Source organism: Streptomyces omiyaensis, from assembly GCF_014650895.1.
Classification (GTDB): Bacteria; Actinomycetota; Actinomycetes; order Streptomycetales; family Streptomycetaceae; genus Streptomyces; species Streptomyces omiyaensis.
Window position 1 is genome coordinate 51,116 of record NZ_BMVV01000028.1, and the last position, 15,894, is coordinate 67,009.

Genomic DNA, 15,894 nt, shown 5'->3' on the forward strand with positions numbered 1-15,894 from the left:
ACCGGCCCTCGCCGCGCGCGCGGCGCGCCGTCAGCCCTCCGCCGGGACCGGCGCGTGACGGACGACCGGGGCGGGGGTCGGCTCGGCCGCCGCCTCCGGGACCTTCTCCAGGGCGACCGTGGCCGCCGCCCGCCGCTCGGGCAGCAGGTCGAGGACGGCCTGCCGGTCGGTGTCGCCGACGGCCTCGTCGTACGGGTCGGGGGTGGCGGGCACCTGGAGGCGGAGCACCGGGCCGGTGCCGAGGCGGGCGTAGCCGCGGCCCGGCGGGACCTGCGGGGTCGGGGTGGTGTGCGGCGCGGCGCCCAGCACCGCGGCGATCTGCTCGGGGACGGCGGGGCCGAGCACCACGCGGGCGCGGGTGTGCGCGCGTACCTCCTCGTGCAGCGCGTCGGCGGTGTCGAACTGCTCCGCGACCACGACCGTCACCTGGGCGGCGCGGCCGTGCCGCAGCGGCACCCGGAGCAGCTCCTGCGGGTCGGTGCGGCCCTCGGCGGCGGCCAGGTGGCCGAGGGCACCGGGGCGGTCGAGGAGGATCCACAGCGGGCGGCGGGTGTCCGCCGGGGCCGGGTGGCCGGCCTGTCGCGCGCGGTTGGCGGAGATCAGCCGCCGCTCGGTCTCGTGGGAGGCCCATTCCAGGCTCTCCAGGGCGCCGGACAGCTCGCTCTCGATGCCGAGCACTCCGTCGCGGCCGACCAGGCAGGCGTACTCGCCGACGCCCGCGCCGTCCACGATCAGCACGTCGCCGTGGGCGAGCGCCTGGAGCGCGAGGGAGCGGAGCAGCGAGGTGGTGCCGCTGCCGGGCTGGCCGACGGCGAGCAGGTGCGGCTCGGTGGAGCGGGGGCCGGTGCGCCAGACCACGGCGGGCGCGTCCTCGGAGCCGTCCGCGGAGACGACCGGCACGGTCCGCTGCACGGCGTCGGCGTCGGTGAAGCCGAGCACGGTCTCGCCCGGGGCGGTGACGAACCGCTGGGCGGCGATGGTGGTGGGGAGGGCCGGCAGCACGTGCATGACGAGCCGGTTGCCCTCCTCGTCCCAGTCGAACCGGTACTCGCGGCCGCGTCCCGACTTGGCGTGCAGCAGCTGCTCGATGCGGGCGCGGGAGGCGGGCTCGCCGTCGGGGAAGTACGGCGGGTAGGCGATCCGCAGCCGGGTCGGCCGGCCGTCCGCGTCGAAGGCGTGGTCGGCGAAGGCGCGGCTCCAGTCGCCGCCGTGGGCGAAGAGCGGCTCGGGGTCCTCGGGGACGGAGAAGTACGGCACCAGGGCCTCGTACAGCCCCTTCAGGCGGGCGGTCTCCGCCTCGTCGGGGCCGGTCTTCACGACCGGTTTCTCACGCCCCTTCCACGCGGCGGCGCCCATGAGCGCGACGAGCGCGAGCAGCGGCCCGTACGGCGCGAGGGCGACGACCAGGACGCAGGCCGCGACCAGGAACAGCGTGGGACCGCGCCGTTCCTTGGGGGTCGCGGCCCACTTGGCGCGCGCGATCGCGGCCAGCTTCCGCAGACCACGGGAGACCGTGATCAGCGGGTGGAGCACATCGGTGGCGCTGTCGGCGGCCGACCGCGCGATCTCTCGACTGCGCGCGAGCTGCGCGCCGCCGCTGCTCAGAATGCGGGGGAGTGGTCGCCGGGACACGTCGTACTCCTGGAGTGGTGGAAGGGGGTGAGAGGCGTCAGAACTTGATTCCGCCCAGCAGGCCGGCCAGGCTCTGGCCGCCCGCGGTGATGCTCGGTGCGATGGCGGTGCCCGCCAGGTAGAAGCCGAAGAGCGCGCAGACGAGCGCGTGCGAGGCCTTGAGGCCGTCCTTCTTGAAGAACAGGAAGCAGATGATGCCGAGCAGGACGACGCCTGAGATGGACAGGATCATGGGGTGTTCTCCTGGTTGAGGGGACAGTCACGATCAGTCCTTCCAGGTTCACGGCAAGTATCTATGTGACTAAAGGTGCAATCGGGTGAATGGTGGTCGTTTTCACTTGACCGGCGGACGGTGACCCCCGCCCCGGGTGGCGAACCCCCCGAAGTGGGGTAAGGGAGGGGCGGGGGCGCTGGTCACGGGTGGTGGACGCCGTGATCCTTGCCTCGGCCGGACGCGGTCATGTCACCGCGCGGGCAGTACCCTGTCGATTCACTCGTACGGCCGCGCTTGCCGTGCGCAGGTCAAGGGCAGGCGTTTCCGGGCGGTACGCGCGGGACGCAGGCGGAGCACGGAAGGCGGTTGTGAAGATGAGCGAGACCCCGGACCCCGAGGTCGTCGAGCTGGCGTCCAAGGTCTTCGACCTGGCGCGCGCCGGCGACGCCGGCGCCCTCGCCGCCTACGTCGACGCCGGTGTCCCCGCGAACCTCACCAACGACCGGGGCGACACGCTCCTCATGCTCGCCGCCTACCACGGCCACGCCGAGGCGGTCACCGCCCTCCTGGAGCGCGGCGCCGACGCGGACCGCGCCAACGACCGCGGCCAGACGCCGCTCGCCGGAGCCGTCTTCAAGGGGGAGGACGCCGTGATCCGCGCCCTCCTCGCCGGCGGCGCCGATCCGGAGTCCGGCACTCCGTCCGCCGTGGACACCGCCCGCATGTTCGGCAAGGCCGAGCTCCTGGAGCTCTTCGCCACCCGGTGAACGGGGCCTGAACCCCAGGTGGGAACGGTGTCGTAAATGTGGTCGCGGCGGTGGAAACGGTCGGTCATCATGACGACAAGCCCGGCCGTCCGACCGGGCCACGGACGAGAGGCAGAGGAAGATGAGCAGCGCGCACAAGCGACGTACGACGGACGGCCCGACATGTTGTCCCGCGGCCTACTAGGGCGGCCACCGCGCGGACGGGCCCAGCGCCCGACCCGGTCCACCCCGGTCCACCCCGTCGTGTCGACAGCTTGATGTGAGGCGTCTTCCCATGTTCGAACCAGCCATAGCGCCGAGCGGCACCCTGCTCGGTCTGCTGCAGAGGGGCCGCGGCGACGGCACCCTGCACGCCCTCGCCGCCCCACGCGCCGAGGCCCTCGCGGCCCTCGACCGGTGCGTGCTCGCCGACCCCCGCCACGACTGGCGCGTCGAGAACCGCTCCCTCTACTACGCCCGGCTCTACCTCGACCTCCACGGAGGCCTGGAGGCCATCGAGGCGCACCTCTTCGCGCCCGAGGACCACCTCGACACCGAGGAGCACCGCACCGGGCTCGCCCTCGCCGTCCTCGGCCACCTGGCCTCCTACGGCCGCCACGACGCCCTGCTCCTGCTCCGGCGCTACGCGGCCACCGGGACCAACTGGGCCTGGGCCCTCGACGAGCTCGCGCTCCGCGACGACGACGCCGGGCTCCGCTCCCTCGCCGAGCCCGTCCTCGCCCGCTTCCCGCAGGACGAGACCGGCGACACCGAGCTCGCCGGCGTCGTCCGGGACGCCTTCGAGCCCCGCCCGTGGCGGCTCTGGGCCGAGGACCAGCGGGACGCCGTCGGCGCCCGCGTCCGCGCCGCCCAGGAACACGGCTCCTTCGACCGCTGGCAGCGCCAGATGCGCCCCACCGGCCCCCGCCCCGGCTGGAGCGTCCGCGCCGTCCTCGACTGGGCCCAGGAGGGGTACGAGCGCGGCGCCGACCTCGCCGGCCCCGCCGCCCGCTGCCTCGCCGCCGTGGCCGGACCCGAGGACCGCCCCGAGCTGCTCGCGGCCGGCCGCGACGGCGCCCCCGGCGCCCGTGCCGCCGTTCTGCACCACCTGGCCGCCGACCGGGACCCCGCCGTCCTCGACCTCGTCGAGGCCGCCGCCGACGGCGTCCACCCGCTCGACGCCGCGGCCGCCGCGGCGGCCCCCGGCGACCCGTACGGCGACGTCCCCGGAGCCGTCGACCGCGACGCCCTGCACGTGGCCCGCGCCGCCGTCACCGCCTACCTCCGCATGACCGGCGAGGACGCGGTCGCCCGCGCCCGCGCGTGGGTCGGACGCTCCGACCCGCTCGCCGCCGCCGCCGGCGAGACCCTCGCCGCGCGCGGCGAGGAGCGGGACGCCCAGCTGGTGCTCGGCGCCCTGCGCGCCGCCATCCGCGCCGCGGGGCCCGACGCGCCCGCCCTCGGCGCCCTCGTCGACGGCGCCGGCCGCCTCGGCATCGCCTGCGCGGCGCCGGTGCTCCGCCACGTCTACCGGGAGACGGCCTCCTCCCAGCTGCGCGGCCGCACGGCCCGCGCCCTCGCGGCCACCGACCCCTCCTTCGCCAGCGGCTTCGCCGTCGAATGCCTCTGGGACTGCGAGGAGACCACCCGCGAGATCGCGGCCCAGCACGCCGAGACGGCCGACGTCCGCGTCGCCGAGCGATTGCGCCGCCTCGCCGCCGACCCGGCCGAGGAGGTCGAGGTCCAGACGGCGGTCCGCAACCGCATCGGGCCGGACCTCCAGGTCTGACCCGGCCCCACCCACCGCCTCCGCCCCGGGGCGGCGCGGCCTGCGGCGGCCCTCCGCCGATCGTGGCCCCGCCCCGGGGGACGGAGTCCGCCGCCGGAGTCCGGTCCCGCCGGTTCGGTCCCGCGGCCCGGTCCCGTCGGTTCGGTCCCGCGGCCCGGTCCCGTCGGTTCGGTCCCGCCGGTTCGGTCCCGCGGCCGGTCTCGGGGCGACTGGCGGAGTCCGCTGCTGGGCCGGGTGCCGGGGCCGACCCCCCCCCGGGGCCGACCGTCGGAGTCGGCTGCCGGGGCCGACCGCAGGGGCCGCCTTCTCCTCGTCGCGTACGACTCCGGGGTCTGCGTACGGTTCCGAGGGCGTGCAGGGTCCCAGGGGCTGCGTACCGCACCGGGTTCCGCGTACGGCTCCAGGAGCCCGTACGGCTCCGCGGGGGCTCTGACGCCTCCGGGGCCGCGTGCGGCGGCCGTCCGGGTAGCGGAGCGGCGCGGCGCGGTCCGGGCGGGAAAAGCTCACGGGACGTTCCCCCCGCGTCCAGATCCACGTCGGCGGGGACACGTCGGGCGGGACGAGAACACCCGTATGCGTGTCGTCATCGTCACCGAATCCTTTCCCCCCGACATCAACGGTGTGGCGCACTGCGCCCTGCAGACCGCGCGCCACCTCGTCCGCCGGGGCCACCGGCCCCTCGTGATCGCCCCGGCCGTCCCCGACCCCGCCGCCGACGCCGACGCGCCGTGCCCGGTGGTCCGCGTCCCCTCCCTGCCCCTGCCCGGCTACGCCCAGGTCCGGGTCGCCCTCCCCAGCCGCCGCGTCGCCGCCGCCCTCGCCGCCCACCGCGCCGACCTCGTCCACCTGGCCGGCCCCTTCGTCCTCGGCGTCCGGGCCATGGCCGCCGCCACCCGCCTGCGGGTGCCCGCCGTCGCCGTCTACCAGACCGACCTCGCCGGCTACGCCCGCACCTACGTCGGCACGGGGGAGGCCACCGCCTGGCGCCGGCTCCGCGCCGTCCACGGCGCCGCCGACCGCACCCTCGCCCCCTCCCTGGCCTCCCTCCGCGACCTGGAGGCCCACGGCGTCCCGCGCGTACGCCTCTGGGGCCGGGGCGTCGACACCACCCGCTTCCACCCCGGCCACCGGGACCCCGGCCTGCGCCGCGCCCTCGCGCCCGACGGGGAGCTCCTCGTCGGATACGTCGGCCGGCTCGCCCCGGAGAAGCGCGTGGACCTCCTCGCCGCCACGGACGGGCTCCCCGGCGTCCGGCTCGTGGTCGTCGGCGACGGACCCAGCGGCCCCGCCCTCCGCGAACGCCTCCCCGGGGCCCGCTTCCTGGGCCGCCGCACCGGCGACGACCTGGCCAGGATCTTCGCCTCGCTCGACGTCTTCGCCCACACCGGCCCGTACGAGACCTTCGGCCAGACCGTCCAGGAGGCCATGGCCAGCGGGCTCCCGGTGATCGCCCCGGCCGCCGGCGGCCCCCTCGACCTCGTCGCCCACCGGCGCACCGGCCTCCTCGTGCCCCCGGAGGACCCCCTCGCCCTCCGCGAGGCCGTCGCCGCCCTCGCCGCCGCCCCCGGTCTGCGCGCCGCCTACGGCCGGGCGGGCCGCGCCGAGGTCGAGGGCCGCACCTGGGAAGCCCTCGGCGACGAGCTCGTCGGCCACTACCTGGAGGTCCTGCGCGAGCGGACGGCGGTGGCGGCGTGAACGGGCGGACCCACGGGGCCGACCCCACCGGGCACCCCGGGCGCGACGGGAAGCCGGGCCCCACGCGCGCGTACCGCGCCTCGTACGGACGCGACGGGCTCCGCATCGTGCGGCTGGCGAACTTCGTCACCGCCACCTCCGGCGGGCTGCGCACCGCCCTCGACCGGCTCGGCCGGGGCTACCGCGCGGCCGGCCACGAGCCCGTCCTCGTCGTCCCGGGCGCCACGGCCGCCGACGAACCGGCCGAGCAGGGCAGGGTGATCACCCTGCCGGGCCCCGAACTGCCGGGCACCGGCGGCTACCGCGTCCTGGCCGACCGGAGCCGGCTCGCGGACCTCCTGGACCGGCTCGCCCCGGACCGGATCGAGGTCTCCGACCGCACCACCCTGCGCTGGACGGGGGAGTGGGCCCGCCGCGCCCGGGTCCCCTCCGTGATGGTCTCCCACGAGACCGCCGACGGGGTCCTGCGCACCTGGGGCGTCCCCGCCCCGCTCGCCGCCCGCGCCGCGGACCGGCTCAACCGGCGCACCGCCTGGGCCTACGGCCGGATCGTGTGCACCACCGCCTGGGCGGAGGAGGAGTTCGCCCGGGTCGGGGCCGCCAACGTCGTGCGGGCTCCGCTCGGCGTCGACCTGGAACGCTGCCGGCCCGGCCGCCGCACCGCCGCCGTACGGGCCCGGTACGCCGGGGACGCCGCCGTCCTGCTGGTGCTCTGCTCCCGCCTCTCCGTCGAGAAGCGGCCCGGTACCGCCCTGGAGGCGCTCGCCGTCCTGCGGGACGCCGGGGTGCCGGCCCGGCTGGTCGTCGCGGGCGACGGGCCGCTGAGGCCCGGCCTGGAGCGGCGGGCCCGGGCGCGGGGGCTCCCCGTCCGGTTCCTCGGCCACGTCGCCGACCGGGAGGAGCTCGCCGACCTCCAGGCGGCGGCCGACCTCTGCCTGGCCCCCGGCCCCGCCGAGACCTTCGGGCTCTCCGCCCTGGAGGCCCTGGCCTGCGGGACGCCGGTCGTCGTCAGCGCCTCCTCCGCCCTCCCGGAGGTCGTCGGCCCGGCCGGCGCCGCGGCCGCCGACGACCCGGCCGCCTTCGCCGCCGCGGCCCTCGGGCTGCTCGCCCTGCCGGAGACCGCCCGGCGGTCCGCCGCACGCGCGCGTGCGGAGCTCTTCACCTGGGACCGCTCGGTCACGGCCTTCCTCCACGCCCACGAGGCGGCCCCGGGCGTGGCTTCGGGCGCGGGCGTGGCCTCGGGCGCGGGCGCGGCCCCGGCTTCGGCTTCGGGCACGAGTACGGTCCCGGCTCCCGTCCCGGCCCCGGTTTCCGTTCCGGCCCCGGCCCCGGGCGCGGCCCCGGAGCGGGAGTCCGGTCCGCTGAAGCGGGTCACGGAGCCGCTCGGCGCGGTTCCGGCCCGGAGACAGGAGGTCGGCGGATGACCCCGGTCCGGGAAGGCCGCACCCTGGTCCCTGCCCCTGCCCCTGCCCCTGCCCCTGCCCCGGTCCCTGCCCCGGTCCCTGCCCCGGTCCCGGTCCCCGGACCGGCCCCTGCCCCGGTCCCGTGGCCGGCCCCGTCCCCCGCTCCCGCCCCGGGTGCCGGCGCCGGGCCGGGGGCCGAGGAGCTCGGGCGGGCCGGAACAGGGGGGCCGGTGCGGTTCGTCGTGCTCGGCGACTCGTTCAGCGAGGGGGTGGGGGACCGGGCCGCCGGGGCCTGGCGCGGATGGGCCGCGCTGCTCGCCGAAGGGCTCGCCGGACCGGGGCAGCGCCTGGAGTACGCCAACCTCGCCGTCAGCGGCGCGCTCAGCGCGGACGTCGCCGCACACCAGGCGTCCCGCGCGGTCGCCCTCCGGCCGCACCTGGCCTCCGTCGTGGTGGGCGTCAACGACACCCTGCGGCACACCTTCGACATCGGACTGTTCGCCCGCCGCCTGGACCGGGTCCTCGCCGCGCTCGGCGCGACCGGAGCCGTACTCCTGACCGCCTGTCTGCCCGACCCGGGGCGGATGCTGGGCCTGCCCGCGCCGCTGGCCCGCCCGCTCGCCCGCCGCGGGAGGTCCGTGAACGCGGTGGTGCACGCCCTCTCCGCCCGGCACGGAGCCGTCCACCTCCACCTCGCCGAACCCGCCTGGACCGACGACCGGCGGTGGTGGAGCGCCGACCGGCTCCATCCCGGCGAGCGCGGCCACCGCGCCGTCGCCGGAGCCTTCCACCGGCTCCTCGCCGAGCGCGGGCTCGCCCGGGGGCCCGCGCCCTCCCCGGACGCGTCCGAACCGCCGCCCACGCGCGCCCAGACCGCCCTCTGGCTCGCGACCGCCGGCACCGGATGGGTGCTGCGCCGCAGCCGCGACCTGCTGCCCCAGCTCCTGCTGCTCGCCGGGGAGGAACTCCTCCACCCCGCCGACGGCATCGGCACGGGCCCGCTCGACGCGCGCGCCGAGACCGCCCTCGCCGCGGCCCTCGCGGCGACAATGGAGGGATGAGCGGGCGCTGGGAGTTCTGGATCGACCGGGGCGGCACCTTCACCGACGTCGTGGGACGGCGCCCCGACGGGCGCCTCGTCACCCGCAAGGTCCTCTCCCACGACCCGGCCCGCCGCCAGGACGCCGCCGTGGCCGGCATCAGGCTCCTCATGGGCCTCGGCCCCGGCGACCCCGTCCCCGCCGACCGGATCGCCGTCGTCAAGATGGGCACCACCGTCGCCACCAACGCCCTCCTGGAACGGGACGGCGAACCCACCCTGCTGCTGATCACCGAGGGCTTCCGCGACGCCCTGAGGATCGCCTACCAGAACCGGCCCCGCCTCTTCGACCGGCACATCGTGCTCCCCGAGGCCGTGTACGCGCGCGTGGCCGAGGTCCCCGAGCGGGTCGACGCCCGGGGCACCGTCGTCCGCCCCCTCGACGAGGACGCCGTCGCCGCGGCGCTCTCCGCCGCCCACCGCGACGGCCTCCGCTCCGCCGCCGTCGTCCTGATGCACGGCTACCGCCACCCGGACCACGAGCTGCGGGTGGCGGCCGCCGCCCGCGCCGCCGGGTTCACCCAGGTCAGCTGCTCCCACGAGGTCAGCCCGCTGATCAAGCTCGTCCCGCGCGGGGACACCACCGTCGTCGACGCCTACCTCTCGCCGGTGCTGCGCCGCTACGTGGACGAGGTCGCCGCCGAACTCGCCGGGATCCGCCTGATGTTCCTGCAGTCCAACGGCGGACTGCGGGAGGCAGCCCACTTCCGCGGCAAGGACGCCGTGCTCTCCGGCCCCGCGGGCGGCGTCGTCGGCATGGCCCGCACCTCCGCCCGGGCCGGACACGACCGGGTCATCGGCTTCGACATGGGCGGCACGTCCACGGACGTGTCGCACTACGCGGGCACGTTCGAGCGTGAACTCGGTTCACAGGTGGCCGGGGTGCGGATGAGGGCCCCCATGCTGAGCATCCACACCGTCGCCGCCGGCGGCGGCTCCGTCCTCCACTACGACGGGCGCCGCTACCGCGTCGGCCCCGACTCGGCCGGCGCCGTCCCCGGCCCCGCCTGCTACCGGCGCGGCGGCCCGCTCACCGTCACCGACGCCCAGGTCATGCTCGGCCGCATCCAGCCCGGCCACTTCCCCGCCGTCTTCGGCCCGGGCGGCGACGAACCCCTCGACGCCGGCATCGTCCGCGAGCGGTTCACGGCCCTCGCCGAGGAGGTCGGCGGCGGCCGCACCCCCGAGGAGGTCGCCGCCGGCTTCCTGCGGATCGCGGTCCTCGACATGGCCAACGCCGTCAAGAAGATCTCCGTCCAGCGCGGCCACGACGTCACCCGCTACGCCCTCACCTGTTTCGGCGGCGCCGGCGGCCAGCACGCCTGCGCCGTCGCCGACGCCCTCGGCGTCGACACCGTGCTCGTCCCGCCGCTCGCCGGCGTCCTCTCCGCGTACGGCATCGGGCTCGCCGACGCCACCGCCCTGCGCGAGCGGTCCGTCGAGGCCCCGCTCGACGCCCCCGGCACCCACGCGCGCGTGACCGCCGTCGCCGCCGAACTCGCCGACCGCACCCGCGCCGAACTCCGCGCCGACGGCCTCCCCGACGGCGCGATCACCACCCGCGCGCGCGTCCTGCTCCGCTACGCCGGCACCGACGCCGGCCTCCCCGTCGACCTCGGCCCCGCCGCCGCCATGGCCGGCGCCTTCACCGCCGACCACCGGGCCCGCTACGCCTTCACCATGGACAAGCCGCTCGTCGTGGAGGCCGTCACCGTCGAGGCCGTCGGCGCGGCGGGACCCCACGGCCCCGTCCACGTCCCCGTCGGCACCCGCACCGGCCCCCTCGCCCCCCGCGCCACCGTCCGCACCCACGACGGTGCCACCGCCTCCGACACCCCGCTCCACCGCCGCGACGACCTGAGCCCCGGCGACACCGTCGACGGGCCCGCGATCCTCGCCGAGGACGACGCCACCACCGTCGTCGACCCCGGCTGGCGCGCCACCGCGGCCCCCACCGGCCACCTGCTGCTCACCCGGGTCCTCCCGCGCCCCGCCCGCACCGCCGCGGGCACCGACGTGGACCCGGTCCTCCTGGAGGTCTTCCACAACCTCTTCATGTCCGTCGCCGAGCAGATGGGCGTCCGCCTGGAGAACACCGCCCACTCCGTCAACATCAAGGAACGCCTCGACTTCTCCTGCGCGCTCTTCGACGCCGACGGCAACCTGGTCGCCAACGCCCCCCACATCCCCGTCCACCTCGGCTCCATGGGCGAGACCGTCAAGGAGGTCCTGCGCCGCCGCGCCGGGGACCTCCGCCCCGGCGACGTCTACGCCGTCAACGACCCCTACCACGGCGGCACCCACCTGCCCGACGTCACCGTCGTCACCCCCGTCTTCGACGACACCGGGCGCGAGCTCCGCTTCCTCGTCGCCTCCCGGGGCCACCACGCCGAGATCGGCGGCATCACCCCCGGCTCCATGCCCGCCTTCAGCCGCACCGTCGACGAGGAGGGCGTCCGCTTCGACAACTGGCTCCTCGTCCGCGACGGCCGGTTCCGCGAGGCCGAGACCCGCGCCCTGCTCACCGGCGCCCCCCACCCCTCGCGCGACCCCGACACCAACCTCGCCGACCTGCGCGCCCAGATCGCCGCCAACGAGAAGGGCATCGGGGAACTCCGCAGAGCGGTGGACGAGTTCGGCCTGGAGGCGGTGCAGGCCTACATGGGCCACGTACGGGCCAACGCCGAGGAGTCCGTCCGCCGGATCGTCGCCCGCCTCGACGACGGCGCCCACGCCTACGAGACGGACTCCGGCGCCGTCATCCGGGTCGCCGTCCGCGTCGACCGCGCACGCCGCTCCGCCGTCATCGACTTCACCGGGACCTCGCCGCAGCTGCCGGGCAACGCCAACGCCCCCACGGCGGTCGTGACGGCGGCCGTCCTCTACGTCTTCCGCACCCTCGTCGACGAGGACATCCCGCTCAACAGCGGCTGTCTGGAACCCCTGGAGATCAGGGTGCCGCCGGGCTCCATGCTCGCGCCCGAACCGCCGGCCGCCACCGTCGCGGGGAACGTCGAGACCTCCCAGGCCGTCACCGGCGCCCTCTACGCCGCCCTCGGGGTCCAGGCCGAGGGCTCCGGCACCATGAACAACCTCACCTTCGGCGACGACCGCGTCCAGTACTACGAGACCGTCGCGAGCGGCTCCGGCGCGGGCGACGGCTTCGACGGCGCCGACGCCGTGCAGACCCACATGACCAACTCCCGCCTCACCGACCCCGAGGTCCTGGAGTGGCGCCACCCCGTCCGCGTCGACTCCTTCGCCGTCCGCGAGGGCAGCGGCGGCCGGGGGCGCCGGCACGGCGGCGACGGGGTGGAGCGGCGGCTGCGGTTCCTGGCACCGATGACGGTCGCCCTCCTCACCGGACACCGCCGGGTGCCCCCGTACGGCATGGCGGGCGGCGCGCCCGGCGCGCTCGGGGAGAACCTCGTCGAGCGCGCCGACGGCACCGTGGAGCGCCTCGCCGGCGCGGCGACCACCGAGGTCGGCCCCGGCGACGTGCTCGTCCTGCGCACCCCCGGCGGCGGGGGGTACGGCACCCCGCCGGAGGACGACCCCGGGCGGGCGGAGCTCAGGGCGCCGTGACGAAGCGGACCGGCGTCCCCGGCACCGCCTGCGCCGCCGCCCCCAGGTCCGCTTCCCGCACGACCGCCACCACCGGGTAGCCGCCGGTGGTCGGATGGTCGGCGAGGAAGACCACCGGCCGGCCGTCCGGCGGCACCTGCACCGCCCCCAGGACCATGCCCTCGGAAGGAAGTTCGCCGGGCCGGGCGCGCCGCAGGGCCGGTCCGTCGAGCCGCAGCCCGATCCGGTTGCTCGCCGGGGAGACCAGGTACGCGCGCGTGGTCAGGGCGCGCAGCGCCCCGCCGGTGAACCAGTCGTCGCGGGGCCCGAGCCGGACCCGCAGGACGAGTTCGTCCGGCGGGCCCGGCCAGGGGGGAGCGTCGACCGACCCCCGTGCGGCCGCGGCCGCTCCCAGCGGCAGCACCGCCCCGTCCGCCAGCGGTGCCGGGCCGAGCCCGGACAGCAGGTCGGTGGAGCGGCTGCCGAGCACCGGATCGACGGCGATCCCGCCGCCGATCGCCACGTACGCGCGCAGCCCGCGGACGGCCGGGCCGACCTCCAGGAGGGCGCCGGCCGGGACCCGCGCCGCCGTGCCCCAGGGCAGCGGGCGGCCGTCCGCCCGGACCGCGCAGGGCGCGCCGCCCACCGCCACGGTCACCGCGCTCCGCGGGCGCAGGGCGCAGCCGTTCACGGTGGTCTCCAGGAGCGCGGCGCCCTCGTCGTTGCCGACCAGCCGGTTCGCCAGGCGGGCGGCGGCCGGGTCCAGGGCGCCCGAGCGGGGCACGCCCAGGTGCGCGTACCCGGGCCGCCCCAGGTCCTGCACGGTGGTCAGGGCGCCGGCCCGGACCACGGTGACGGCACGGTCGTTCACCGGCCGGCCCCCGTTCCGGCCGAGGGGGCCGCCGCGGGCGTGAACCGCACGCGCGTGCCGGGGGAGAGCAGCGCCGCCGGTTCGCGTGCGGTGTCCCACAGGACGGCGTCCGTGGTCCCGATCAGCTGCCAGCCGCCCGGGGAGGACCGCGGGTAGACCCCCGTGTACGGCCCCGCCAGCGCCACCGCCCCGGCGGGCACCGCCGTCCGCGGCGTCGCCCGGCGCGGCACCTCGTACCGTGCGCCGAGCCCCGTCAGATAGCCGAAGCCGGGTGCGAACCCGCAGAACGCCACCCGGAACTCGGCCGAGGAGTGGATCCGCACCGCCTCGGCCGGCGACACCCCCCACCGGGCGGCCACCTCGGCCAGGTCCGGCCCGTCGTAGCGGACCGGGACCTCCACGACCCCGCCCACGCGCGCGTGGCGCGGCCCCGGCTCCCAACCCGGCAGCTCGGCCGCGAGCCGGGCCGGCTCCGGCACCCCGTCGAGCAGCACCGTCCGCGCCGCCGGCACGATCTCCCGCACGCCGGGCAGCGCGCCCGCCGCCCGGCGCCGCAGCAGCTCCGCGTGGAACGCCTCGGCGGCGGCCCCGTCCGCCAGTTCGACGAGCAGGGCCCGCTCGCCCACCCGCAGCACCCTCACGCGAACGCCCCCACCGCGACCCCGGCGGACTCCAGGCCCGCGCGGACGCGCCGGGCCAGCTCCACCGCGCCCGGGGTGTCCCCGTGCAGGCAGAGCGACCGCGCCCGCACCGCCACGGCCGTCCCGCAGTGCGCGGTCACCGTGCCCGAGCGGACCAGGGTCACCGACCGCTCGACCACCGCGTCCGGGTCGTGCACGACGGCCCCCTCCCGCCCCCGTGGCAGCAGGGAGCCGTCGGCCCGGTAGGCGCGGTCGCCGAAGGCCTCGGCGACCGCCGGGAGCCCCGCCCGCTCCGCCGCCTCGTGCAGCCGCGAACCGGGCAGCCCGAGCACCGGCAGCCGGCCGCCGGCGAGGAGCACCCCGTCGACGACCGCCGCGGCCTGCTCCCCGTCGCGCACCACCCGGTTGTAGAGCGCCCCGTGCGGCTTCACGTACGCCACCCGGGAACCGGCGGCGCGGGCGAAGACCTCCAGAGCCCCGATCTGGTACGCGACCTCGGCGGCCAGCTCCGCCGACGGCACGTCCATGGCGCGCCGCCCGAAGCCTGCCAGGTCCCGGTAGGAGACCTGGGCCCCGATGCGGACCCCCCGCTCGGCGGCGAGCTCGCACACCCGCCGCATGGTGACCGCGTCCCCCGCGTGGAAGCCGCAGGCCACGTTGGCGCTGGTGACGACGGAGAGCAGGCGCTCGTCGTCGGTCAGCGTCCAGCGGCCGAAGCCCTCGCCGAGATCGGCGTTCAGGTCGATCGAGACCCCGCTCATGATGGTGCTGTTCCCTTCGCTGGTGCTGTGGTGCTGTGGTGCTGTGGTGCTGTGGTGCTGTGGTGCTGTGGTGCTGTGGGCGGTCGGGCGGCGGTACGCGCGCGTGGGGGCCTCAGGACGCGGCGGGGTCCTCCCGTCGGCCGGGGCCGTTCACCCGAGCTCCTTCCCGCGCGTCTCCGGCAGCCCGAGCAGCGCCAGCACCGCGAGCCCGTACCCCACCGCGCCGAAGACCAGCGCGCCGCCGACGCCCCAGCTCTCGGAGAGGAAGCCGACCAGGGTGGGGAAGATCGCGCCGACCGCCCGCCCGGTGTTGTACGTGAGCCCCTGGCCGGTGCCCCGCACCGGCGTCGGGTACAGCTCGGCGAGGAAGGAGCCGAAGCCGCTGAAGATGGCCGACATGCAGAAGCCGAGCGGGAAGCCGAGGAAGAGGAGGAGGGTGTTCGAGCCGGCCGGGATCTGGGTGTAGGCGATCACCGACGCCGCCGACAGGACGGCGAAGAGCGCGATGTTCCGCTTGCGGCCGATCCGGTCCGTCAGGTGTCCGCCCGTCAGGTAGCCGGTGAAGGCGCCGGAGATCAGCAGCGTCAGATAGCCGCCGGTGCCGACCACGGTCAGCCCGCGCTCGGTCTTGAGGAAGGTCGGCACCCAGGTGGCGAGGGTGTAGTAGCCGCCCTGCACGCCCGTGGAGAGCAGGGTCGCGAAGAGCGTGACGCGCAGCAGTCCCGGCCGGAACACCGCCCGCAGCGAGCCCCGATCGGCGCTCGCCTCGCGGGCCGCGGCCGCCTGCGGGGCGTCCTCCACGTGCCGCCGGACCCAGACCACGAGCAGCGCGGGCAGGGCGCCCGTCCAGAACAGGATCCGCCAGGCCAGGTCCGCCTCGGAGAACTGGAAGACCAGGGTGTAGACGATCACCGCGAGGGCCCAGCCGGCCGCCCACGCCGACTGGACGGCGCCGAGGGTGCGGCCCCGGTGCCGGGCGGAGGCGTACTCCGCGACCAGGATCGCGCCGACCGCCCACTCGCCCCCGAAGCCGAGGCCCTGGAGCGCCCGGAAGACCAGCAGGGTCTCGTAGTTCGGCGCGAAGCCGCACAGCACGGTGAAGAGCGCGTAGGTGATCACCGTGATCATCAGCGCCTTGACCCGGCCGACCCGGTCGGCGAGGACCCCGGCGAGCGCGCCGCCCACCGCCGAGACCACCAGGGTCACGGTGGTGAGCAGTCCGGTCTGGCCCTTGTCGAGGTTGAAGTAGGCGGCGATCGCCACCATCGACAGCGGCAGGGTGAAGAAGTCGTAGGAGTCCAGGGCGTACCCGCCGAAGGCGCCGCCGAAGGCGCGCCGTCCGCGCGGGCCGAGGGCGCGCAGCCAGCCGAAGGGCCCCGTCGGGTCGGACCGGTCGTCCGGGGAGTGCTGCCGGGTCCGTGTCGTGCTCATCTGCACCTCGCAGGTGGGGGAGGCGTGCCTGAGAGACGTACGAGAGGG

The 15,894-nt window shown here is 77.0% G+C and carries 12 protein-coding genes; 6 read left to right on the forward strand and 6 right to left on the reverse strand.

The annotated features are described in order from the left end of the window. Window positions 1–30: 30 nt before the first annotated feature. Window positions 31–1,632, reverse strand: coding sequence for a hypothetical protein (locus tag IE287_RS31920; RefSeq protein WP_189852729.1), 1,602 nt, complete (start codon window positions 1,630–1,632; stop codon window positions 31–33). Window positions 1,633–1,669: 37 nt separating this feature from the next. Further along, window positions 1,670–1,864 carry a hypothetical protein gene (locus IE287_RS31925; RefSeq protein ID WP_030493667.1) on the reverse strand — a complete coding sequence of 65 codons (195 nt, stop codon included), beginning with the start codon at window positions 1,862–1,864 and terminating at the stop codon, window positions 1,670–1,672. A gap of 356 nt (window positions 1,865–2,220) precedes the next feature. Here IE287_RS31925 and IE287_RS31930 point away from each other — a divergent pair, with 356 nt between their 5' ends. The 6 genes from IE287_RS31930 (at window position 2,221) to IE287_RS31955 (ending at window position 12,163) form a co-directional block, all read left to right on the forward strand. After that, window positions 2,221–2,613 (forward strand): ankyrin repeat domain-containing protein, encoded by a 393-nt coding sequence (locus tag IE287_RS31930; RefSeq protein ID WP_189852730.1) that lies wholly within the window; start codon window positions 2,221–2,223, stop codon window positions 2,611–2,613. 274 nt (window positions 2,614–2,887) lie between these two features. After that, window positions 2,888–4,381, forward strand: coding sequence for a HEAT repeat domain-containing protein (locus IE287_RS31935; RefSeq protein WP_189852731.1), 1,494 nt, complete (start codon window positions 2,888–2,890; stop codon window positions 4,379–4,381). Window positions 4,382–4,954: 573 nt separating this feature from the next. Further along, window positions 4,955–6,076: a glycosyltransferase family 4 protein gene (locus IE287_RS31940; protein ID WP_189852732.1), complete on the forward strand. Its 1,122-nt coding sequence runs from the start codon at window positions 4,955–4,957 to the stop codon at window positions 6,074–6,076. A gap of 104 nt (window positions 6,077–6,180) precedes the next feature. Next, window positions 6,181–7,500, forward strand: a complete 1,320-nt coding sequence (locus IE287_RS31945; RefSeq protein ID WP_229883872.1) for a glycosyltransferase — start codon at window positions 6,181–6,183, stop codon at window positions 7,498–7,500. A gap of 209 nt (window positions 7,501–7,709) precedes the next feature. After that, on the forward strand, window positions 7,710–8,540 hold the full coding sequence (locus IE287_RS31950) for an SGNH/GDSL hydrolase family protein (RefSeq protein WP_229883869.1): 831 nt from the start codon (window positions 7,710–7,712) through the stop codon (window positions 8,538–8,540). Then, window positions 8,537–12,163, forward strand: coding sequence for a hydantoinase B/oxoprolinase family protein (locus IE287_RS31955; protein ID WP_189852734.1), 3,627 nt, complete (start codon window positions 8,537–8,539; stop codon window positions 12,161–12,163). Before IE287_RS31950 ends, IE287_RS31955 begins: the two co-directional genes overlap by 4 nt. On the opposite strand, the gene IE287_RS31960 is transcribed toward IE287_RS31955, so the two are convergent. The 4 genes from IE287_RS31960 to IE287_RS31975 form a co-directional block, all read right to left on the reverse strand. Beyond that, window positions 12,150–13,013, reverse strand: a complete 864-nt coding sequence (locus tag IE287_RS31960) for a 5-oxoprolinase subunit C family protein (protein WP_189852735.1) — start codon at window positions 13,011–13,013, stop codon at window positions 12,150–12,152. The two genes, IE287_RS31955 and IE287_RS31960, sit on opposite strands and share 14 nt — an antisense overlap. Beyond that, complete coding sequence (locus IE287_RS31965) at window positions 13,010–13,654, reverse strand: 5-oxoprolinase subunit B family protein (protein WP_189852736.1); 645 nt, start codon at window positions 13,652–13,654, stop codon at window positions 13,010–13,012. The genes IE287_RS31960 and IE287_RS31965 overlap by 4 nt, the downstream gene beginning before the upstream one ends. Further along, the gene (locus IE287_RS31970; RefSeq protein ID WP_189852737.1) at window positions 13,651–14,415 is read right to left on the reverse strand and encodes a LamB/YcsF family protein; all 765 of its coding nucleotides are present in this window, start codon (window positions 14,413–14,415) and stop codon (window positions 13,651–13,653) included. The genes IE287_RS31965 and IE287_RS31970 overlap by 4 nt, the downstream gene beginning before the upstream one ends. A gap of 150 nt (window positions 14,416–14,565) precedes the next feature. Then, window positions 14,566–15,846 (reverse strand): MFS transporter, encoded by a 1,281-nt coding sequence (locus IE287_RS31975; RefSeq protein ID WP_189852738.1) that lies wholly within the window; start codon window positions 15,844–15,846, stop codon window positions 14,566–14,568. Between the last annotated feature and the right edge of the window lie 48 nt (window positions 15,847–15,894).